Source organism: Lactobacillus sp. OTU4228 (assembly GCF_001006945.1).
Taxonomy (GTDB): Bacteria; Bacillota; Bacilli; order Lactobacillales; family Lactobacillaceae; genus Lactobacillus; species Lactobacillus amylovorus.
In genome coordinates this window covers 58,706-81,261 of record NZ_CDLD01000001.1, presented here as the reverse complement: position 1 = coordinate 81,261, position 22,556 = coordinate 58,706, and the positions used below count along the sequence as shown (strand labels likewise).

The 22,556-nt window shown below is 38.8% G+C and carries 20 protein-coding genes and 1 pseudogene; 4 read left to right on the top strand and 17 right to left on the bottom strand.

Annotated features, from left to right (window positions below; translation table 11 throughout):
* Nucleotides 1-15: 15 nt before the first annotated feature.
* A complete protein-coding gene (locus BN1206_RS00435; protein ID WP_013436993.1) occupies nucleotides 16-945 on the bottom strand; it encodes a phosphate/phosphite/phosphonate ABC transporter substrate-binding protein in 930 nt (309 codons plus the stop codon).
* 353 nt (nucleotides 946-1,298) lie between these two features.
* The gene (locus BN1206_RS00430) at nucleotides 1,299-1,784 is read right to left on the bottom strand and encodes a universal stress protein (RefSeq protein ID WP_013436992.1); all 486 of its coding nucleotides are present in this window, start codon (nucleotides 1,782-1,784) and stop codon (nucleotides 1,299-1,301) included.
* Between the two features lie 144 nt (nucleotides 1,785-1,928).
* Here BN1206_RS00430 and BN1206_RS00425 point away from each other — a divergent pair, with 144 nt between their 5' ends.
* The gene (locus BN1206_RS00425) at nucleotides 1,929-2,732 is read left to right on the top strand and encodes a tyrosine-protein phosphatase (protein ID WP_013436991.1); all 804 of its coding nucleotides are present in this window, start codon (nucleotides 1,929-1,931) and stop codon (nucleotides 2,730-2,732) included.
* A gap of 3 nt (nucleotides 2,733-2,735) precedes the next feature.
* On the opposite strand, the gene BN1206_RS00420 is transcribed toward BN1206_RS00425, so the two are convergent.
* Nucleotides 2,736-3,239, bottom strand: coding sequence for a PTS sugar transporter subunit IIA (locus BN1206_RS00420; RefSeq protein WP_013436990.1), 504 nt, complete (start codon nucleotides 3,237-3,239; stop codon nucleotides 2,736-2,738).
* 119 nt (nucleotides 3,240-3,358) lie between these two features.
* Between BN1206_RS00420 and BN1206_RS00415 the strand changes: the two genes are divergently transcribed.
* Nucleotides 3,359-3,835, top strand: a complete 477-nt coding sequence (locus tag BN1206_RS00415) for a nucleoside 2-deoxyribosyltransferase (RefSeq protein WP_013436989.1) — start codon at nucleotides 3,359-3,361, stop codon at nucleotides 3,833-3,835.
* Between the two features lie 387 nt (nucleotides 3,836-4,222).
* Here BN1206_RS00415 and nagA read toward each other — a convergent pair whose 3' ends face one another.
* Entirely contained in the window at nucleotides 4,223-5,377 is a 1,155-nt protein-coding gene (gene nagA, locus BN1206_RS00410) for an N-acetylglucosamine-6-phosphate deacetylase (protein WP_013436988.1), read from the bottom strand.
* A 156-nt stretch (nucleotides 5,378-5,533) separates the two neighbouring features.
* On the opposite strand from nagA, the gene BN1206_RS00405 reads away from it, so the two are divergent.
* A complete protein-coding gene (locus tag BN1206_RS00405) occupies nucleotides 5,534-8,545 on the top strand; it encodes a TIM-barrel domain-containing protein (RefSeq protein ID WP_013436987.1) in 3,012 nt (1,003 codons plus the stop codon).
* 51 nt (nucleotides 8,546-8,596) lie between these two features.
* Here the strand turns inward: BN1206_RS00405 and BN1206_RS00400 are convergent, their stop codons facing one another.
* The 5 genes from BN1206_RS00400 to BN1206_RS00380 all read right to left on the bottom strand — a co-directional run bounded on the left by BN1206_RS00400 (nucleotide 8,597) and on the right by BN1206_RS00380 (nucleotide 13,274).
* Nucleotides 8,597-9,418: an alpha/beta hydrolase gene (locus BN1206_RS00400; RefSeq protein ID WP_013436986.1), complete on the bottom strand. Its 822-nt coding sequence runs from the start codon at nucleotides 9,416-9,418 to the stop codon at nucleotides 8,597-8,599.
* Complete coding sequence (locus BN1206_RS00395) at nucleotides 9,390-10,175, bottom strand: YibE/F family protein (protein WP_013436985.1); 786 nt, start codon at nucleotides 10,173-10,175, stop codon at nucleotides 9,390-9,392. The genes BN1206_RS00400 and BN1206_RS00395 overlap by 29 nt, the downstream gene beginning before the upstream one ends.
* Entirely contained in the window at nucleotides 10,172-11,305 is a 1,134-nt protein-coding gene (locus BN1206_RS00390) for a YibE/F family protein (RefSeq protein ID WP_052542714.1), read from the bottom strand. The genes BN1206_RS00395 and BN1206_RS00390 overlap by 4 nt, the downstream gene beginning before the upstream one ends.
* A 109-nt stretch (nucleotides 11,306-11,414) precedes the next feature.
* Entirely contained in the window at nucleotides 11,415-12,164 is a 750-nt protein-coding gene (locus tag BN1206_RS00385) for a MerR family transcriptional regulator (protein WP_052542712.1), read from the bottom strand.
* A 27-nt stretch (nucleotides 12,165-12,191) separates the two neighbouring features.
* Nucleotides 12,192-13,274: a D-alanine--D-alanine ligase family protein gene (locus tag BN1206_RS00380; RefSeq protein ID WP_013436982.1), complete on the bottom strand. Its 1,083-nt coding sequence runs from the start codon at nucleotides 13,272-13,274 to the stop codon at nucleotides 12,192-12,194.
* Nucleotides 13,275-13,424: 150 nt separating this feature from the next.
* Between BN1206_RS00380 and BN1206_RS00375 the strand changes: the two genes are divergently transcribed.
* Nucleotides 13,425-14,666, top strand: a complete 1,242-nt coding sequence (locus BN1206_RS00375) for a CAP domain-containing protein (RefSeq protein ID WP_013641390.1) — start codon at nucleotides 13,425-13,427, stop codon at nucleotides 14,664-14,666.
* 32 nt (nucleotides 14,667-14,698) lie between these two features.
* Here BN1206_RS00375 and BN1206_RS00370 read toward each other — a convergent pair whose 3' ends face one another.
* The 8 genes and pseudogenes from BN1206_RS00370 to BN1206_RS00330 form a co-directional block, all read right to left on the bottom strand.
* The gene (locus BN1206_RS00370; protein ID WP_052542711.1) at nucleotides 14,699-15,436 is read right to left on the bottom strand and encodes an amino acid ABC transporter ATP-binding protein; all 738 of its coding nucleotides are present in this window, start codon (nucleotides 15,434-15,436) and stop codon (nucleotides 14,699-14,701) included.
* Nucleotides 15,429-16,913 (bottom strand): ABC transporter substrate-binding protein/permease, encoded by a 1,485-nt coding sequence (locus tag BN1206_RS00365; RefSeq protein ID WP_052542704.1) that lies wholly within the window; start codon nucleotides 16,911-16,913, stop codon nucleotides 15,429-15,431. Before BN1206_RS00365 ends, BN1206_RS00370 begins: the two co-directional genes overlap by 8 nt.
* Nucleotides 16,914-17,042: 129 nt before the next feature.
* On the bottom strand, nucleotides 17,043-17,867 hold the full coding sequence (locus BN1206_RS00360) for a hypothetical protein (RefSeq protein WP_013436978.1): 825 nt from the start codon (nucleotides 17,865-17,867) through the stop codon (nucleotides 17,043-17,045).
* A gap of 12 nt (nucleotides 17,868-17,879) precedes the next feature.
* Nucleotides 17,880-18,563 (bottom strand): TetR/AcrR family transcriptional regulator, encoded by a 684-nt coding sequence (locus BN1206_RS00355; protein ID WP_052542702.1) that lies wholly within the window; start codon nucleotides 18,561-18,563, stop codon nucleotides 17,880-17,882.
* Between the two features lie 159 nt (nucleotides 18,564-18,722).
* Nucleotides 18,723-19,709 (bottom strand): ribose-phosphate diphosphokinase, encoded by a 987-nt coding sequence (locus tag BN1206_RS00350; RefSeq protein WP_013436976.1) that lies wholly within the window; start codon nucleotides 19,707-19,709, stop codon nucleotides 18,723-18,725.
* An 86-nt stretch (nucleotides 19,710-19,795) separates the two neighbouring features.
* A pseudogene (locus BN1206_RS09950) lies at nucleotides 19,796-21,028 on the bottom strand (RNA-binding domain-containing protein).
* 148 nt (nucleotides 21,029-21,176) lie between these two features.
* Nucleotides 21,177-21,815 (bottom strand): NAD(P)H-binding protein, encoded by a 639-nt coding sequence (locus BN1206_RS00335; RefSeq protein ID WP_046432985.1) that lies wholly within the window; start codon nucleotides 21,813-21,815, stop codon nucleotides 21,177-21,179.
* An 83-nt stretch (nucleotides 21,816-21,898) separates the two neighbouring features.
* A complete protein-coding gene (locus BN1206_RS00330) occupies nucleotides 21,899-22,555 on the bottom strand; it encodes an alpha/beta fold hydrolase (RefSeq protein ID WP_052542698.1) in 657 nt (218 codons plus the stop codon).
* Between the last annotated feature and the right edge of the window lies 1 nt (nucleotide 22,556).

Here is a 22,556-nt window from a genome sequence, read left to right as displayed (position 1 = left end):
CCTTAATTTGAATTATTATTTCTTAGTTGATTCAACAATCTTGTCGTATTTACGAATAACGTTGAAGTCGCTATCCTTTGCGTATGCGTAACCTTCGTGGCTATATACGCTTTCGATAACTTTCTTACCTTCCTTTGACTTACCTACAGCGATGAATGCCTTAGCAAGCTTCTTACGGAATGACTTAGACATACTTGGAATTACTGAGATAGTGTCGTTAGGAATTGGCTTAGTAAAGTAAATTGGAACAACTTGACTCATGATCTTTGGATTGTCCTTCTTAACGATGTTACGTGCATCTTCAAAGACGAAAGCTGCATCAGTATCGCCGTTTAAGACGTTCAAAACAGCTTGGTCGTGACCAGTTACAGTAACCAACTTACAATCCTTAGTTACGTCCAAACCCTTTTGCTTAAGTTCAGCAACTGGGAATACGTAGCCGGCAGTTGAAGTTGGGTTTTGAACTGAAATTGACTTACCCTTTAAGTCTTTCCAGTTCTTGATCTTTGAACCCTTCTTAACAAGGATTTCTGCACGGTAGCTCTTTACTAATTGGTTAGTTGCTTTACCACCTGGTTGCTTAACGCCGTAACGTTCAGCTTGCAAAAGCAAATCAGCTGCACCTTGCTTGTGAGCTAAAACATAACCATCTGGTGGAAGGAAACCTACATCAACTTTTTTTGATTTCATAGCTTCCACAACAGTGTTGTAGTCAGTTGACATAGAAACGTGAACAGGAATACCCAATCTCTTTGAAAGCATCTTTTCAAGAGGCTTTGCACGAGCTTGCAACTTAGTTGCGGCTTGACTTGGCACAAATTGAATAGTCAATGACTTTGGGGTATAGCCGCCCTTAGAACTATTGCTCTTGTTTGAGCAGGCAGTTGCGACTACTGCTACAAGAAGAGCAACTACCGCTACCAAGATTCTTCTAAATCTCTTCATCTTAATTTATGTCCTCCATAAACATAAAAAATAGTGATAAAACAAACTACCAACGTCACAAAAAAAGACTTAATTACGGGTCGCCAAAGACGATCAATAATTAAGTCTAATTGATAACGTTTCTAATAACTAAACGAACAGAAAAAACGTCTTTTCGAGCGAAAGACACATCATTCATTACGATAAATTGTTCTGATTGCATAAACACTGTCTTTCACTCCCCCTTATTACATTTCCACGTTCATTTTATAAAATAATACCAGAAACATTCGTGTTCTATCAAGGTATTTTGCAACTTTTTTCAAAAAAATAATCGCCAATGACTTTAGGATCATTTGACGATTATTCTTATATTAGTTCTTTTTCATAGTTGGCTTAACTGGATTGTTGGCCATATCGGTTTTAACAACCAAAACATCAGCCAAAGCGTGTTGGTTTACGTATTCAGTAACTGAACCCATCAACATTCTTTCAACGGCGTTCAAACCTGTAGCACCCATTACGATTAAAGTATCGTGGTGGTCCTTGATGAAGTCGTAAGAAATAATTCGTTTAGGACTACCATAACGAATGTGGTAATCAACATCATCAAAGTTGAAGTTGTCATGTGCCCATTTCTTCAAGCTCTTCAAGTATTCTTCAGAGTCTTGGGTCATTTGATAAATGGTGTCACCAGAAATCAAGGTATCTTGCATTTCACCCATAAATTGACGTGTATCGATTACGTTTAATACATCAACATGAGCGCCATCTCTTTGGCCGATTCTAACAGCCTTATCAAAAGCTCTTTCAGCTGATTCTGAACCATCTACTGGAACTAAAATGCTTTCTTTTGCCATAATTTTCATCTCCTAAAAATGCATTAATACTTAATTCTTATTTTAGCATAATTTTGTAAGCCGTTACTTTCTAAATAATTGTTTAGTGTGAGTTTTGTTGATAAAATATTGTTCATGAATAGATTAAGGAAAGGGGAGCAATTTTTGACTAAAAAATTAACTAATCAATTAATCGGCGTCACCAGTGGCCGTAACTTCCGCGAACTTGGAGGCTACGAAACCATGTCTGGCAAGAAAATCAAGATGCACAAATTACTAAGAACTGGTAACTTAGCCGATTTATCACCATTCGACAAGCAATTCTTAACTGATTACGGTGTTAAATACGATGTCGACTTCCGTAGTAAACAAGAAGTTGATAACCAACCAGACCGTGTGCCAGATGGCGTAGAATACATCTACGATCCCGTCTTTAGCGAAGACTTGACCAATTCATCCAAGAGTTTAAACGACCTAAACAAGCAAGCTCATGATGATGCAGACTTCGGTTTCAACCATATGCACTACGCATACGAAGACATGATTGAAAGTGAATCTGCCCAAAATGCTTACCGCAAGTTCTTCGACGTTTTGCTTAAAAATACTGTCGATGGTGAAAGTGTAATCTTCCACTGTACTGCTGGTAAAGACAGAACCGGTTTTGGTGCTTTACTTGCTCTTAGTGCACTTGGCGTACCATTTAGCACTATCAAGAAAGACTACCTTTTAACCAACATCACGACTAAGGACTTCATTGACAGCATGATCGAACATGCCCGTCAAAATGGTCGTAATGAAAATGTTTTGCAATCTATTCGTGATATCCAAAGCGTTCGTGCAGAATACCTTGACCACGCAGTCAAAGTTTTAAACGACGAATACGGCAGTATCAACGACTACTTGCGTGATGTCATGAAGCTTTCAAGTGCCGACATCATGGAATTACGTGATATTTACTTAGAAGACTAATTTTTAGTCTTCTTTTTCTTTGTCCTCAAATTTTTGCTTCAAAAAAGCATAGATTGCATGCGGATCGGTGAAGTTAAAAACTTCGCGCAATTCATTGGCTGGCGTGTCGGCCAAAAAGTCCATAACACTGGCCAACAATTCGGCTTGACCATCAGGATCATTGTCTAGCAGCATGAATAAAAATTTTACTTCAAGCGGTTGTTCTGGATTAATCATATTGTGAAAAACAACTGGGGTAGTCAATGAAATTGGAACAATCAATTTGGTATTGACGAACTCCCCTTCCGTGTGCGGAATTGCGATATTAGGAATATTTTTACCCAAGGTTGAAGTGTCTAAACCTGTAGGAAAATTGTGCTCCCGTTCAACAATGTGGGATAAAAAGTTACCCTTTACGTAGCCTTGTTCAAGCAAGTTGTCGTAGACTTCTTTTAACACTAAATCTTGCTTAGGCTGGTCTGACACGAAGACAGCGTTAGGTGCGAAAAGTTTTTTTGAATTAGTCATTGAAATTTCCTCTCTAAATGTGGAATTAACATTTTCACCATAAGTTAACAAGACGTTTTTTTCAACCAAAAAGATGATAAAGTTAACTTAATAGTTGTTTATTTTTTAGGGAGAATATCATGACAAAAACAAAGACTTTATATTTCGGTGCTGGTTGGTTCAACGAAAAGCAAAACAAGGCTTACAAAGAAGCCATGGAAGCTTTAAAGAAGAACCCTACTGTTGACTTAGAAAACAGTTACGTCCCACTTGATAACCAATACAAAGGCATCCGCGTTGATGAACACCCAGAATATTTACACGATATTGAATGGGCATCTGCTACCTACCACAATGACTTAGTTGGTATTAAGTCTTCAGACGTAATGCTCGGTGTTTATTTACCTGAAGAAGAAGATGTTGGCCTTGGGATGGAACTTGGCTACGCATTGTCTCAAGGTAAATACATCTTGCTTGTCATCCCTGACGAAGACTATGGTAAGCCAATCAACTTGATGAGTTGGGGCGTTTGCGACAACGTAATCAAGATCAGCGAATTGAAAGACTTCGACTTTAACAGACCTCGCTTCAACTTTTACGATGGTGCTGTCTATTAATTGAAAAAATAAAAAAGACAAAATAAATGACCCCTCGCAATTTCACTTATATTACGAGAGGTCATTTTTTATTAGAATTTGTCATGTATCTTTTGTCTTTCTACTACAGATTACATACATTCTTCAAGCGACTGCCAAATTATCATTACTCTATGTCCACCTTACAAGGTCCGGACCACTTATATTAATTATTCGTCACTTGGTGAGAAATTATTACTGTTCAATTTACAATGCCCATCGGTATCACAAACCTTTCAACTAGTAATTATTTTTCTCCTCACCAATACTATACCACCTTTTCTCAAAATTAAAAGCGCTTACATAAAAATAATTATAAAAAATGACGTTAGCTTTCTAACGCCATTTTTCTATATCTTTTATCACTAATTAAGCCTTGTATCTTGATTCACCATTCATGTAGGTTTCACTCAAAGTCATATCAGGGTTCAAGATCAAGAAGTCGGCATCTTTATCTGGAGCAATAGTACCGCACTTGTCTAAGATGTGAGCACTCTTAGCTGGAACGTAGCTGGCCATCATTACTGCTTCTTCTGGAGTTACAATGTTCCAATCAACGACATTCTTGATAGCTTGCTTCAATTGCAAAATTGAACCAGCCAAGTTGTCGCCGTCCTTAAGACGAGCCATACCGTCTTTTACGTAAACTGGAAGTTCACCCAACATGTAGTCACCATCTGGCATCATACCAGCTTCCATACAGTCGGTGATTAAAGCAATGTGTTCTGGACCTACTGCATTGATCAAGGTCTTAGCCATTGATGGTTGAACGTGGTGACCATCACAGATTAATTCGTCAGTTACGTTGTTCAAAGCCATTGCAGCGTTTGAAATTGATGGAATGTGGTGGCTTGGATCTGGCATCCCGTTAAAGGTGTGAGTAAACATAGTTGCACCAGCTTCAACGCCTTCAACTGCTTCTTCAAAGGTTGCGCTTGAGTGACCTAATGAAATAACTACGCCTTCCTTAACAGCTTCGCGGATAAATTCCTTTGAGCCCTTTCTTTCAGGAGCCATTGAGATCTTGCAAAGCATGCCGTCTGAAGCATCGCGCCACTTGTTAAATTCGTTGATGTCTGGATCCATCATGTACTTAGGGTTTTCAGCACCAGCGTGTTCTTCAGTAAAGAAAGGTCCTTCAAAGTGAATACCTTGAATCTTGGCACCAGTTTCTTGACCCTTGTGGTCTGCGAACATCTTGCAGATTCTAGTCAAAGTATCGCTACCGGCAGTGATTGTAGTTGGCAGCCATGAGGTTACACCTGCGCTAAGAAGACCATTAGAAATCTTGTTGATGCCTTCCCAGTCACTCTTCATAACATCTTCACGAAGTGAACCATGGATGTGAGTATCAACTAAACCTGGAGCAACCCACTTACCCTTGTAGTCAACGATCTTACCTTCTGGCTTTTTAGACTCAGGATAGAAAAAGCCAAACTTGCCGTTGTCTTGAACTTCAAGATAACCGCCATTTTCTGTTCTGTTTTCTAAGAAAAACTTGTCTGCATGAATGTAATAAGTCATATGTATCTTCTCTCATCAAAAAAATAATAATCGCTTTCAATATCTTTATTATATCCGATAAAATTGGTCAATACCAGTTTTAATATAATTGAACAAAAAGTTTTCTATTTTTTCGTTATAATATAGGGTAACAAGTAAAATTAGGAAGAAAGCAATATGACACAAAATACTCAAATAGAAAGACACCAATTAGGTCAGCTTATCGGTGCTAATAAACGTGATCATTATTATGAACTCCATTATTCCACTGGAGAAGTTGCTCGTCTTTATATTTTAGCTGAGGGAATATTCCGTTATTTCCTTGATCCTGCTAAAAATTTTGACGAGAATCACTCCTCTTTTGTTGACCTGGCTCAATTTGATAATAGTTACTTTGAAAAATCTAAGCCTAAGGCTACTAGCGATTCATTAATTATTCAATCTGGCAATTACCAGCTTATTTTTCAGCAAAAACCAGCCGTGATGAATATTTTTGATGAGACTTTGCACCGCAACCGCGTAATGCAGCTTAGTCCGCTTGAGCTCGATCAAAATCAAACAACTGAGATTTTGAAGCAACATAAGAATGAATTTTACTTTGGTGGCGGGATGCAAAATGGCTACTTCAGTCATAAAGGCAAGGTCATCGAAATTAAGCGTGACAAGATTACGGGTAAAGGCGGCGTGCTAAGCCAAATCCCATTTTTCTGGGCTAACTCAGGTTTTGGTGAATTGCGCAACACTGAATCAACTGGTAGCTATGACTTCGGTAAAACTGAAGCTGATGCCACGATCTTGAAGCACAACACTAACGTGTTTGATACCTTCTATCTTTTGGGCAATTCTCCTAAAGATATTTTGGCTAAATACTACACTTTGACTGGCAAGCCATTGATGCCACCTAAGTACGCATTAGGTTTGGGCCACATCGGCAACTTTTTGACCACGCTTTGGCAACCTGGCGAAGCCAAGGAAAGAAATGCCACCGTCTTTGAAGATGGCAACTACTACACTAGAACCGATAATCCAGAAGATTCTAACGGTAAGGCTTCTTTGAATGGCGAAGAAGAATATCAATTCTCTGCTCGTGCGATGGTTGATCGTTATGAGAAGCAACACTTCAAGTTAAGTTGGATTGTGCCTAACTACGAAATTCAAGACGTTAACCCAGAAGCAATGGCCAGCTTTAGCGATTATGCTTCTAGCCGCGACGTTAATGCCGGTGTTTGGAGTGGCGACGAAACGCCTAAGACAGCTCCAGATACTCCCTTTATTCAAACAACCAGCAGCAATCCTAAGACTTTAAAAGATGATGCGATTATTTTGCGTGATAACTTAAAGCGCAAGCGCCCGCTTATTTTCTCAAATACGGGAATTGCTGGTAGCCAAAGCAGAACTATTTTAGCCTTTGGCGATATTGGCGGCAATTGGGAAAATATCCCAACTCAGGTTGCCGGTTTCTTAGGTTCTAGTCTTTCAGGCCAACCTCTAATCGGTAGTGCAGTTGACGGTACCGCTGGTGGCGGCAATGCCCAAATCAGTATCCGTGACTTTGAATGGAAGGCATTCACTCCACTACTCTTTAATTTGGATGACCAAGGCAAATTCAGTAAGACGCCATTTACTTATAACAGCAAGATGACTCAAATTAATCGCGCTTACTTGAAATTGCGTGAACAACTTCGCACTTACATGTACACGTTGATTTACTGCGCACAAGTGGGTGAACCAATTATGAGACCACTCTTCTTGGAATTCCCACATGAACAAATCAACTACACGCCTCAAGTAGGTCATGAATTCATGCTTGGACCTAACTTACTGATTTCACCAATCGTTAATGGTCGTGAAGATGGCAACGGCAATTCTAGAAAAGATAACCTCTACTTGCCAAACCACCGCACAATGTGGGTTGACTTGTTCGACGGTAAGAAATACTTGGGTGGCCGAGTTTACAACAAGCAATCTTACCCATCTTGGCACTTACCTGTCTTTGTTCGTGGCGGTTCAATCTTTGACTTAGGTGAACGCAACTACGTCCTTTACCCACAAGGCCACAGCAAAATGGTTACTTACGATGATAATGGCTACAACGATTACTCAAGAAACCATGTTTCTACCCAAATCAGCAGTGATCTTGAAGCAAGCAAGTTAACTATTACGATTGATCCAACTCAAGGTGATTTCAGTACTTTCCAAACGGAAAATACAACTAACTTGAACATCATGTGTGACGGCTATCCTGATGGTTTAACCGTTAAGATCAATGATCAAGTCATCAACATGCAAGAATATGGCACAGTTGATACTTTTGCCCACGCAAAGGAAGGCTTCTTCTTCAACACCAACTACAGCTGGATGCCTGAATTTGATCAATACCAAGAAAAGAAGCAAACGGCTTTGCAAATTAAGTTGGCTAAGCGTGACATCACTGATTCTAAGATTGAAATTACCATCCGCAACTTTAGATATGGTAACGAAACTTTGGTGCACGCAATTACTGACTCTTTGCTTCGTTCACCAAAACAACCAACAGTTGATCCTGATAAGATCAGCTCACACTCATTGACGGTTGTTTGGCCACAATTGACTGATAAAGTTCAAATCGAAGTTAATGGTATTTTGCATGATGGCATTGATGGCAGTTCATTCACCTTCCATGAATTGGTACCAAATACTCGCTACACATTGCGTTTGCGTTACGTTGCAGGTAATAAGGTTTCTGAATGGTCAGATCCATTTGGCGCAATTACTAAGCCGGACCCAATGAATTATGCGATTAACAATATCAAGGTCACTAGCAATTTAACCAGTCAAAAAGACCACCCACTTGAATATTTGACCGATTTGAAATTAGCTAGCGAATGGAAAACAGTTAATGGCGTAAGTGAAGATGAACCACTTGAATTGAACTTCAAGTTTAACCAATTAGAGCATTTAAGCCGCATGGTTTGGGTACCTCGCAAGATTGATCATCAAGGTGACCCGGTTGAGGTTAGCGTTGAAACTTCAACGGATGGTGTCAACTTTAAGCCTTATGGCGAACGTCTCACTTGGAAGTCCGACAGCAAGAATAAAGTTGTGGGCTTACGTGATGTGGCTGTTAAGGCAATCAGATTGAAGGTCTACAAGTCATCTGGTCCATTTATCGCATCTAAGGAAATTATCTTCTTTAGAGAAAAGAAATAAAGCTAAATATAGTCAAACTAAAAAAGAGTTCTCTTCACGAGAACTCTTTTTTTATTCGCCCCATTCGCTCTTTAGCCATTCCATTGCTAAATTAAACCAATGAGCTGCGTGCGGATTTTCTTGCCATTCACGACCCTTAGTTTGTACATTATGACGTGCCAAAGAAAATCCATGATAGCCGTGATTAAACAAATGTACTTCAGTTGGGACTTTATTCTTATTCAATGCACCAATATATTCAATTGAGTTTCCAATCAAAACAACTGGATCATCCCATGCCTGGAAGATAAATGTATCTGGTGTTTCACGTGTAACACCTAATGCACTATCCAAAAGATCCTTCTCTTCTGGCATCTTATTCTTTTGATCTTCTGGAATAGGAAAACCAATCTTCTCAATATTGATTAGTGGATATCCCAAAATCGTCTTATTAGGTAATACATCATCTTTTTCAAAACCGTATTTTTTTTGATACAAAGGACTAGTTGCCATATTGTTGGCTACACTGACAACATGTCCACCAGCTGAAAAACCAATTGTCAAAATGCGTTCAGGATCTAAATTATATTCTTCCGCATGATCTCTAAAGAACTTTACAGTTGATAAAACATCAAGACCCGCATCAGGATAAATCTTGCCCTCATCGTGCACTAAGTTATATTCCATTACCACGCTATTAAAACCTTCATTGTTAAACGCTAAAGCAACTGGCTCACTTTCTCTTTGAGACAAGTGTTCAAAGCTGCCGCCCGGAACCACAATTGCCAAAGGACGTTTTTGTTCCACCAGCTCCGGATTTTGATCCAGCACGTAAGTATGAATTTTGAATTCACGCTGATTAAAATTAGTTAGCGTCAGATTTTCTATCTTCATGTTTCAGTCCTTTCTTACCCATTCCTCTAGATAACATAAATGATGAAAGAGGTACCGTTAATATAACACCAATTAAAGAATACATGATAATTAATGCTTCATTAACAAAAAGTTTTTCATTAACGACTTCACCTGGTGTATAACCTAAGCGGAAATACCATAAGAACAAGGATAAGAAACTACCAAACATTCCGAATAAAATAGTGTTCATGGCTGTACCTAAAACGTCGTTACCGATCGCCGTACCACTATTCATTAACTCTTCTTTGCCAATATCAGGATTGTGCTTCTTAATTTCAAGCAAACCTGAACTCATCGCTACGGCTGCTTCCGCAATCGCACCTAGAGTTGAGAAGATGGCTACAGTTACCGCGATCATTGGGTAGCTCAAGCCTGGCATCTGTGACAAACCTACCAGCAGTTCTCCTGCCTCTGGTCCAAGTCCTGCAGCTTGTGCCAAATATTGGCAGCCCCAGATAAACAAGCTCACGATCAAGCAGACCAAGAAGGCAGAATAGAATGAATTTTTCGCTACAGTATAATCGTGCGTTCCTAGGAAAATGATCGTCACTAGTTTTAGCGGAATGAAGATCAACGTCAAAATTGCAATATTGATTCCCCATGAAATTAGCATCGCTACCAAGATCAGCAGCAAGGTGTTAATCAAAACACTAAAGAAACTACGAATTCCAGTTTCACCGCCGACAATCGTCATCAAAATCGCTAAAACGATGATTAACGCCATTAGCGTACTCATTTATTCTCACCTTCTTTTTTAAACAAACTCTTCCAATCTCTATTCTTCAAGAAGAATAAACTACATCCCGTCGCAAAAATGACCGTCAAGACAATCCCAATCGCAGAAATTACACTCTGTGTGGCTCCTAGCGACAACGTAAAGCCGAAAGTAGATGCAAACGTATTATTGTCCCGCAAGTACAAAATCGTCTCAGGCAAGGCCCCAGCGATGAAAATCAAAACCAAAACATTGATCAATGGCCCCATGATTTCTTGTCCCATGGTACGACCACTCTGGATCAATTGCTTCGTTGTGATATCCTTCTTCGTTTGAATCAATTCGTACAAACTAGAAATGATATCCGTTGCTTCATCCATTACCGCACCCAAAATTCCGATCAAGGTTTGGGCTAAAAACAATCCACGTGGATCCTGCGTTGCGTAGTCCCCAGTTTCATACTTCATTTCAGATTCGCCGGTTAACTTCATAATGACATAGCACAAGGCAAAGGAGACGAATACTCCGAGCAGTGTGGCCAGCCACGTAGCCAGCATCTTTTTATTAAAGCCTTGCACAATTAATAGACTCACGAATGAGAAGATAATGTCGGCTAGGCCAAACAATAAAATGATGTGTGCACCATTTAAATGAACGTCCCAGACAATGATCAAGTAAAAGGTAATCCAACTGAGGATCATCGAAACCACCAGCGAGATCGAATGCTTACCTGATACAGCCACCATCAAGGTCAAAGTAATCGTAACTACTAACACCAATACCCAATCACGTTTAGGATTTACGATTGCCGGATCACCTTTTTTGATGTTCACGAAAATTCGTTGCCGCGGCCGGAACTTCTGAGTCGTCAGCTGTGAAGGATAGTACACGTTTTTCGTGGTGTACGTCTCCCCTTTATTCTTACCTGACAGAATCTTCAAGTGCAAAATTTGCTGTCTGGTTTGATCCTGATTCTTATAAACGTCTTCGTTCTTTTCGATCAGCGTATCTTTGATTTGGGCATCTGTAATAAGTGCTACTTCATCCTTATGATAGATGTCTGTTGCAAAGTAGGTCAAAACCGTAAAAATTGCTCCCACTACTGCAACGATAATCGCTGCAGTATAGCGTTTTTTCCATTTATGCTTCATTATTACAACTTCCTATTTCTTTGATACTTTTACTGTAAAACAAAAGGCGGCCTAATGTTAGGTCGCCTTTCAATTCTTTAGATTTTCAATAAAATCTTTAGACTTTCGTTTAAAATTTAAAAATTCTTTGCCACCAATGTTCCTTTCTTTCTGGAAGTTGCATATCTTCTAGAGTTCTGTGAACATTTGCAGTTGCACGCTTTTTAGCATTTTCTTTGGCCTTAGAAATAATTTCGTCATGCATCTCTTCTTGACTCTTATGCATGTCTTCTTTTACTTCTTCGCGCTTTTGCTCTGCATCCTTCTTAGGCTCAGCGTCATCGTCGCTAACGACGCCAGAAATATCCGGCAATGCGGCGATCTTATCAGAATTATCCTTAGGTGCAGCAAGCTGCTTTTGGGCCTCAATTAAATCTTGATTCTGCTTTTGAATCACGTTCAATTGCTTTTGCAAAGAACTAATAGCCTCATTTTGGTTAGAGATAGTTTGTTGAAGAGTGTTGAGTAATTTTACTACTTCTTTAGTATCCATTACATCACTATTGGTGTATGGAACTACCTTCTTTGGCTCTTCTTTTGGTCTTTCGTCTTTTTTATCACTAACTGCATAAATTTGACGAGCAGCTTCTTGCAAAGTCAAACCGCTATTCTTAGATAAACGGTGGAGGGCCTTCAAGTCATCAATATCTTTTTGATGGTATAAACGAGCCTTTTGCTTAGTACGAGCAAAGTAGTTAGTATTGCCCGTTACCTTTTCCACGATTAAAGAATATTTCCTTAATGTAGCTACACTAATACCTAATTCTTCTGCGGCTGTTTTAGGTGCAGCTAATTCCTCAAAATCACGCGTGTTAGTCATTACAATCTACCTCTGTACTTTTCGGCATTAATCGTGCTTGTGAAGCAAAGTCTTCTTGTGGTCGAATCTTTCCATACCTGCTTCGATCAATCGAGTAATCAATTCAGTGTAAGGGATGCCAGCTTCTTCGAACAACTTAGGATACATACTGATGTTGGTAAAGCCAGGAAGAGCATTAACTTCAGTTAAAACAACCTTGCCACCTGGGGTAAGCATTGAGTCGATTCTAGCCATACCGCTACATTCAGTAACTTCGTAAACCTTACGAGCGTTCTTTCTAACTGTATCGATAATTTCATCTGGCAAGTCTGCTGGAATTTGCAACTTAGAAGTTGAGTTGTCATCGTACTTGTTTTCGTAAGTGTAGAATGAGCCTTTTGCATTGGTGATTTGACCAACACCTGCTACAATTGGCTTGTCGTTACCCAAAACGGCTGTTTCAACTTCAGTACCTGGTACAGTTTCTTCGACTAAAACTTTATCATCGTACTTGAAGGCTTCTTCTAATGCTGCAGCGTATTCATCAGCGTTAGTAACGTGGTTTACACCAACTGATGAACCTTGGTTGGATGGCTTAACGAACATGTCACGGCCAAGCTTTTCAGCAACCTTTTCATAATCAAGTTTATCATTATTCTTGTCATCGTATTCAAAGCGCTTGATTGAAATCCAATCAGCAACTGGAACACCAACTTTTTGAGCCAAGATCTTGGTAAATTCCTTGTCCATAGTTACGGCAGCGGCTAAGACGTCGTCACCAACGAATGGCTTGTTCATTAAACGGAATAAACCTTGCAATACACCGTCTTCACCTAAGTTACCGTGAACAATTGGGAAGAAGACATCAATTTCTGGTAAGTTTTCTAATTCGATTAAGTTAGAAATGTTGTGAACCTTGTGTGGATTCTTAACTTGGTATGAAGGATCTTCCAATACTTTGAAGCTTTCTTCTTCGTTTGCAAAGTAGCCTTCATTAGTGATCCAGATTGGGTGCACATCAAACTTATCCTTGTCAATCGCTTTATAAATGTTGTGACCCGAAACAATTGATACTTCATATTCTGATGAGTTACCACCAAAAATTAATCCGACTTGTATTTTTTTAGTCATTGTTTTATACCTCTTTTAAATGTTCCAAACCTTTATTATACGCAAAGAATACCAGAAAAACTCAAAATAGTGGAATATTTTTCATTAAAGCCCTTTCACAATAGTTTATAATTAATAATATATTAAGAAAGCCCCAGAAGGGAGTTAAACATGCTTTTACGAAAATTCTCTATCACGGCTATCGTAGCATTGTTATTCGTGCCGCTTGTGAGTCAAGATGCGCAAGCCGCCACTTTTACTACTCAAGAAATTAACGAAATCCATAATTTTCAAAAAGAGTACGCTAGTTTAGATAAAACTAATTATAGCGCTTCAAACATTTATGCCGTTAAGCCTCATTTAAGCAAAAAATTTAAAGCTGGTCGCTTACGTTCTAAATACATCAATACGCAAATCGACTACATCAACTACTATCGCTCATTATTCGGCCTGTCGCCTGTTACTACTAGTGACTCTTCAAATAGTGATACGCAAAAAACAGCAGCCGTTATGGCCGCAATCAATGCCAATCCTTTTATCAATCAACACGGTTTGCCTAGTGAAAAAAGACCAAGCTTTATTTCTAAAGCAACTTGGAAATTAGCAAAAGAAACCTCTGAAAGTTCCAACTTAAACTTTAATGTATCACGTCAATCGGCCGGCGAAGTAATTACCGACTTGGTTACCGATCACTATAACTTAAGCGGAACAGACACCGGTCACCGGGCATGGCTGCTTTCTACTCGTTTGACTACGACCGGAATCGGTGCCGCCTATGGCAATAACGGTTATCGCTACTCCGTGCAGAAAGTGCTCAACGCTAACGATATGTTCCGCGCATCTAGTCAGCCAGTGGTTACCTACCCTAGCGTCCGGCTCTTTCCTTCAGAATTGGCCCAAGGCAAGAACATCGTTTGGTCAATTTATCTATCTAACAGAGTCGTCAGAACTACGCCAACGATCACCATCAGGGATTTAGATACAGATATCGTTACGAATGGTACGCACGTAAGAAATTATAGTTCTGGTGGCTATGGCAACTTCAAGACGATCATTACCTACTCACCTGGTAAGACGGTTATTAGATCAGGCCATGAATACGAGATTAACATCAACGGTGTCTACAAATACAGATTTAAACTCTTCAAACAAGATGCCACTAATGACACTACTATCTATGCCACTCAAGAAGAGCAGCAAGCTAACCAAACTAATCAGACTAACACTTCTTTAGATAGACAAACTGAAGTACAGTCACCGATTTTATTGCAAAATAAAATCTTGAATGCGGCAATTGATGCCAAAACCGTATCACTGCCAACTAATTCAAATAATTTATTTGATCAATTAACTAAAAAAGGCAAATGGAAACAAAACTTCTTTGTCAAAACCATTCGCCTTCAAAAGCATTAAAAAAAGCCAAACATTGTTTGGTCTTTTTTCGTTTATAAAACTTTGGATAAGAAGTCTTTTGCTCTTTCACTTGTAGGATGTTCAAATACTTCTTTAGGCGTACCCTTTCCCTGCAAGTAGCCGTCAGCCATAAACCAGACTTCGTCGGCCACTTCACGTGCAAAGCCCATTTCGTGGGTTACGATTACCATCGTCATCCCTGAGCTAGCCAGATCCTTCATGGTCTTCAAAACTTCGCCAACCATTTCAGGGTCAAGTGCACTAGTTGGTTCGTCAAACAGCATCACTTCTGGGTCCATTGCTAAAGCTCTAGCAATCGCCACACGTTGCTGTTGACCACCTGAAAGACTAGTTGGGAATTGCTTTGCTCGATCAGCCAAACCTACTTTTTCTAAAAGAGCTAGGCCAGTTTTTTCGGCTTGCGCTTCGCTAATTCCTTTAACCTTCATTGGTGCCAACTTAACATTTTCAATGACATTCATATTTGGAAACAGGTTAAAGTTTTGGAACACCATGCCCATTTTCTCACGCAATTGATCTAGTTCCTTGCCATCCTTTAAGCTAGCTAGGTCTGTGCCATCAAAAAGGATTTTTCCGGCTGTAGGATGTTCAAGCACGTTCAGACAGCGCAAAAAGGTACTTTTACCAGATCCTGAAGGACCAATGATACAAATTACTTGGCCCTTTTCAACAGAAGCTGAAATATCCTTTAACACTTCATTTTTGCCAAAAGTCTTTTTTAGATGTTGAATATCTAGCATTTTAGTCATTGTGTTTCATCCTCTTTTCGAAGTAGTTAAGTAATCTAGTTAGAGTAAAGGTCATGATGAAGTAGATGATCATCGCAATAAACAATGGCAATACACCACGGTAAGTTGAAGTTTGAATCAATTCAGTTTGGTACATCAATTCGGTTACACCGATGACTGAAACCAATGAACTATCCTTCAATAAAGTAATAAATTCGTTCCCTAAAGCTGGCCAAATATTCTTTAGCGCTTGAGGAATAATGACGTAGCGATATGCCTTGGCTTGGCTAAGTCCAAGTGATCTTGCAGCTTCAGTTTGACCTTTAGCAACAGAGGCAATACCAGATCTAATATCTTCGGCAACATAGGCACCTGAGTTAAGCCCGATAGCAATAATACCTGCAACTACGGCTGACAAATTAGAAATCAATGCCCCAACACCGAAGTAAACGAATAAGATTTGCACCATTTGCGGTGTACCACGAATAAATTCAATGTAGCAAACTGCAATCCAGTGGAGCAACTTGTTTCTAGACAAACGCATTAGTGCAAGCAGCATCCCCAGAACGATACCAATCAAAACTGAGAACACAGTAATTACAAGAGTGTAGCCAACCCCTTTAACAAAGTATGGTGCATATTTTGCCATAGTGCTGGTCTTTTGTGCTGTCTTCATGTACTTGGCAGCTGCTGGCAAGTATTCCTTGTTAATTAAGTTTTTCTTTTCTACACGGTTAATTGTCTTGTTAACTGCCTTAACCAGGTCACCTTGGCCCTTAGCTACAGCTACCGCGTTACCAGCTTGTTGTTCACGTAAGTCACTTCTTACAGCCATTAAACTGTTGTCATTTTGCGCATAAGCTTTAGCAGTCAATTCTTCCATGACTACTCCAGACATCTTGCCTGATTTCAATGCCAAGACTAAGTTGTTGATCTTGCCTAAGCCTTTAACCTTAGACTTCTTCATTTGAGATTGGATCAATTGGTATTGGATACTACCTGTTTGCGCACCAACAGTTTGATCAGCGAAGTCCTTGATCTTTCTATATTTAGATTGATCACGCTTATTAATTAAGAAGTATTCACCACTTGGCTTGTAGTAAATCTTGGAGAAGTCTACGCTCTTCTTTCTCTCAGAGTTTGGCGTCATAGCTGAAATAACCATATCAACCTTGCCTGTTTCAAGCGCAACAAGAAGTGAGTCAAAGCTCATGTTCTTGATGACCAATTTGGCATGCAAGTCTTTTGCAATATCCTTAGCTAATTCAATATCGACCCCAACATATTTAGTATTTCCATTCACACTAGTAGTAAATTCAAGTGGCGGATAATCGGCGGAGGTACCCACAACTAGTTCTTTTGATTGTTTAATCTTCTTCATGACTGTGCCGTTTTCGACCTTCTTAGTGGCCGCAAAAGTTGGCCGATTAAACAAAAAAAGAGTTGAAATTAGTGTAATGAAAGCAAGAAACAAATGGATTATCTTTGCTTTTTTCATATCAATTCGCCTAACTCTTTCGTTAAATACATATAAAGATTATTAATTATTTTTTAATTGTAAAGAAAGAATAAGCTTTGTGCAAGAGAAAAAACGTAACCACACTGCGTGATTACGTTTTTCACATTACTATTTAGCTGATGTTGCTTGCCAAGGAATGGCACAGATCACGTACATAACTACCCCCGTAATTACGTACTCTAAGAAGACGCTGCTGCCAATTTCTAGCAAGAAACCCAACTCAATATTATCAACGTCAAAAATAACTGGCACTACTGCTAACAACCCTGAAATCAAAATCACCCAGAAACCAGCCCACATGCCAGCTGCCGCGATGTCGTGAATCAACATGCGTGTTGCCGACTTAGTTCTCATATCATTGAGCAGTGAGAACAAAGTAATGATAGTGACAATGATGATAATGATATTAACAATCACTAGCAGACAAGCAATATTGGCACCTAACGTTACTACACTTAGATTAAATGCCTTAGCTACCGCATATGGTGCGTTAGTCCCTTGTTTTTTCAATTTACTGTCGATTGTTTGGGCTCCACTAGATGAACCCTTATCAATTCCCTTATGAATATCTGTCAGAATTTGATTAGCCAGATCTAGATTATTAACCTTAAATCCATGAATGCCTAGCGAGTAGTCAATAACATGGTCGGCAATGGGTTGAGTTTGCGCATTAGCAAGCAAATTTGCATCATCTTCGCTTCTTGCCCCTACCAAATCAGCAAGATTATCAAAATTTTTATTAATTTGTCTGACAACAACAGCTTGATTGGAGCTAGTTCTAATCTGACCTTTCATAAAAATTGGATTCAGAAAAGTAGCTGTGATTAGGGCTAATGCCGCAATCAAAAAGATTACGAAAGCAAGCGTTCGTTTATACTGATTGTTTTGCTCATGTCCCATTCGTCGCAAATCAGCTCTTTTGCCTTCAACCATGACGATTCCCCTTTAGCTGAAAATTTCTTTACCTTCGTCAAACATCGTATCAATCGCACGATGAACGACTTCCATATCAGCTGATTCAATAATTTCGTGTCCTTCTTTTAAGGCATGATCGATTTCATCAGAAGAACAATGCAAGAAACTGAACATCAATGCACTAGTTGCGTAGTCAGCCAATGCTTCAGCTGTTAATTGATGCTTCTTACGGTCATGGTACACGCGACCAATACCGCTGGTAACAAAAGCAATCCCAGTTTCAAGCTCTTTTTCATCAACATCGATGCCATCAAACAAATGATTAGATTGAATCCAGTCGTTGAGCATTACGCCCCAGTTATCCAAGGTAGCATTGCTTGCGAAAGCTTCTGAGATGATTCTGTCTAACCCTTCATCGTGCATCCCCAAAATAACAATTGTGTAAATAAAGGCCTTGGTTCTAGCGTATGGAGCGCTACTGTTTGCCATGTCGTAATTATTTACTTGTTGACCTAACGTATTAAAAAGATTGCGGATGATATCATTAGTCAACTTGGCTTTATGCGGATAATATGATTGCAACAGGGATTTGGAAATGCCTGATTTTTCTGCAATCATTTGCAAAGAAACATTATCCATTCCATTTTCTCTGATCAGATGGAAAGTATTGCCAAGAATAATTCTCCGTCTTTTCATGTTTTTCCGTCGTGCCATGTCTATTCCTCTAACTTTCTCTTTCTATACAACTTACATCAATTATATCAATCATTGCTATTTATGAATAGTTTTATGGTTTATCTACTCAACTTTTTAACACAAAAAATAATCCTCACTGTTGATGAGGATTATTATATATCAACTTTGGATTATATTTTACTTTAAGCGATTTTGCTCATCAAAAATTTGGTGAATTGAACGGTCATTGTAAACATAATCAATACCACGAGCCAAAAGTTGATCAACAGAGATACGAACCATTCTGTCTGGGTAACGAGTGTGCTTGATAGTATCAGTTACAACGATTTGTTCAATTGGCAATTCGTTAAGTACTTCGGTTGCATTCTTTGAAAGAAGTGCGTGAGTTGCTGCAACGTAAACCTTCTTAGCACCTGCAGCTAAAACTGACTTGGTTGAAGATGAAATGCGTGAACCAGTATCGACCAAATCATCAACAATGATACACTTCTTGTCCTTTACATCCCCAATAATATCGTGAACTTCAGTGTCGTAGCGTGCACCACGTTGGTCAACAATAGCAATTGGAGCATTGAAGTATTGACCAAAGTTACGAGCAAGCTTAGCACCTGAGTGGTCTGGTGAAACAACTACGATATCATCGTCTTCCTTGGTAGCAATACCGTTGTCTAAGAAGTATTGACCAAGAAGTGGAATAGCGTGTAAATGATCTACAGGAATGTTGTAGAAACCTTGAATTTGTGAAGCGTGCAAATCAACAGTGATCAGACGATCCATACCAGTTAATTGAAGCAAGTTAGCAACAAGCTTGGCAGTGATAGGTTCACGTGAACGTGTCTTGGTGTCTGAACGTGAATATGCTAAGTATGGGGCTACCACGTTAATAGCATGAGCTGATGCACGGTGAAGTGCATCCAACACAATTTCAAGTTCCATGAAGTTTTCGTTAACTGGATCTTGAACAGATTGAATAACGAAAACGTCACAACCTCTGACAGATTCACCGATGTTAACTTGGATTTCACCATCGCTAAAGTGATGAACTGCAGTTTCGATTAGTGGTTGATGCAAAATTGAAGCAATCTTTTCATTTAATGCGGGATTACCACCTAACCCGATCACCTTCATTGGGTGTAATAATTGATGGAGTTCTTCCTTGTTCATAACGACCTCTTCTGAATTCTAAAAATTATATACAGGTCTATTATATACAAAAAAACACCTCTTAGAAATAAAAGAGGTGTTTCTTTCTACTTTGATCTACGATACTTAGTGCCACGACCATTGCCAATCTTTACTACATAGCCCTTTTGGATTAATTCTTCTAAGAGATTCAGAACCTTATTTTTACTAAAAGAGGTCTCTTGACTAATGTGAGAACTTGATAACGGTGCACTTTGTAAAATTGAGTATACTTCATTGGCATCTTCTGAAATACCCTGAAGTTCCATTTTAACCACTGGCAAAACAATCTTAATTGAGTTTTCGAAAATCGAAAATTGTGGTTGAGTCTTGCTATCAGCATAAGCAGCAGGAATTCTCTGAATTCCTGTACTAAATTGTTCAATTAAACCTAGTCTAAAGAAAATATTCGCAATAATTGGATTACGTAAAATAGATAATTGACCAGCTAAATATTCTTCTTTACTTAGGCCCTTGGGCAAACCACTTCAATTCGATCATCAAACATTGCGACCTTGATTTGAGCATTAACATCCCAAGTTCGATGAACAATCGCATTAGCAATCGCTTCTCTAAAGGCATTTTCAGGAATTTGCTCATTTTTTCTGCGGTATGCCCCATCGATTACCTCATTTTGATAATATTGTCGATACTTTTGCAATGCATCTTGACAAAGTTTCAATACTGACACCTTTTCTATCTGAGCGCGATCAAGCATTACATTAATGTTGTCACCGAATTTAACTAAGTCAATGCCTCGATAATCATTTTCACCTGCAAATAATGCACCAGCGTTAGTATATTTTCCATTTTTCTCTCTCAAGCCAAGCGTAATCAATAAATCTGGCGTAAGTTTTTCAATACTGTAAAGCTTTTTCCAAAATAGAAAAGTGTAGATTTGATGCATGAGATGGCAAACTATCGTATGAACAATTTTGTCCTTCTAGAATAAGACGTGATAATTCTAAAGAATCTACTGGTACAGATGCACTATCATTTCTTTTGTAGGCTTTTTCTTTATAGAAATATGGAGGATATAATCCTTGAAAAATTTTCAATGTAATTACATTAGTTTGTTCATCAATATGTAAACGATAATCAACTTGTGGTCTAATTGAATCATTGATTTTATTCTCAATATTCAAACATGTTTGAACTGGATCTTTTACTCCAACTACAGTTCCATCATCTTTAACACCGAAATTAATTTCTCCATCGCTATAATTGGCAAAAGCACTAACTGTTTTTAAAAAGGTATTAGTTATACTTTCTTTAAATTCCAAATTTTTCGTTTCACGCATTTAAGTCACCTGCTTTTCTTTTTTCTAAATTATAGTATTTGCGTCCTTTTTAAAACGTAAATTTCAGATTTTACGTCCAAAAAAGGACGTAAAAAAGGACGCATTTTTTTGCGTCCCTTTTTACGTTTAAAATGAAACGTAAATTCATTTAATACCAGCTTGGTTTGTCGCCTTCAGTACCTGGTTTACCTAAACCGATTGACTTACCAATATCTTCCTTAGGATACTTGATCAAATGGTAAACGTAAGCTGCGACAGATTTACGTGAAACTTCGGTGTCCTTGATTGGCTCGCCTTTTTCACTCTTTTCGTAGTCAACTTCGTTTTTATCGGTCATCCAAGTTGGACGAATAATCGTGTAATCCAAACCCGATTCTTCAATTCTCTTAGCAGCCTTAGCATATTCAGTAATGTAATCGCCTAAAGTTTCCTTATTCCATTCACCGAACTTGCCAGGAACTTCATCATAAATACCTAAAGTTGAAATCCAGATCAGTCTCTTTACGTGGGCATTCTGCATTGCTTCAACCGTAGCTTCAGCTTCAAGATCAATATCATCCTTGCCGCCTAAGTTAGCATAAACAATATCTTGACCCTTCATTGCCTTTTCAAGTTGAGCAGCATCTGTTGCACTACCTTCAAAAATCGTAGCTTGATTCTTCTTGTCTGCCATACGAGAAGCGTTACGCAAAAACAATGATGTTTGAACGTCTTTATCCGCAAATAAAAACTTTTCTACAATTTGGGCTACTCGTCCGTGAGCACCAAGTACTACAACTTTAACCATAATTTTCTCCTTTTTAATCTAGTCAAAATTCATTATGCATTATTCTATCTACATACTAGACCAAAATGAAAAAATAAGCTAATTTACTTACAAAAATCCTTAATTAAATCAAGCAATTTTAGGCTTCTAACCGCATAACTATTATGTGTTTGGCGGGGCATAATTACTAAGCGCGCATTTGGCATTAATTGACTATACCAACGAACGTGTTCAACTTTTATCCAATCTTTTTCACCGACCACGCACAAAGTTGGTGTCTTGATTTTCTTCAAATCGTCTTCTGAAATAAATGATTCAGTCAATTCAACGCGGCTATCACGATCTAGCTTCAAGAAACGATGAAATCCTTCAGTGAGGTAGTGATATGGGCGAATTCCTGCACCATTTACAAAAACGCCGGCCACGATCATTTTCTTAAAGATATTAGGATGCTGCTTGGCAAGCATCATGGCTACTAAGCCGCCTGCATCAAAGCCAAAGCAGTAACATCCCTCAATGCCAACTTGCTTAATAAAAGCATAAACGTCTTCGACTTCGGTCTGATAGTGTTCCGCAATATCACCTTCACTCAGTCCATGACCACGCATATCTAAAACATAAACTGAGTAGTATAGCGATAATGGGGCCACGATCTTATCGAACATGCCGCCATCTAAATGATGTCCATGAAGAAGAAGCAAAGGTGCACCTTTGCCTAATTTATGGTAATAAAATTCAACACCGTTGACTTTTTCTTTCATA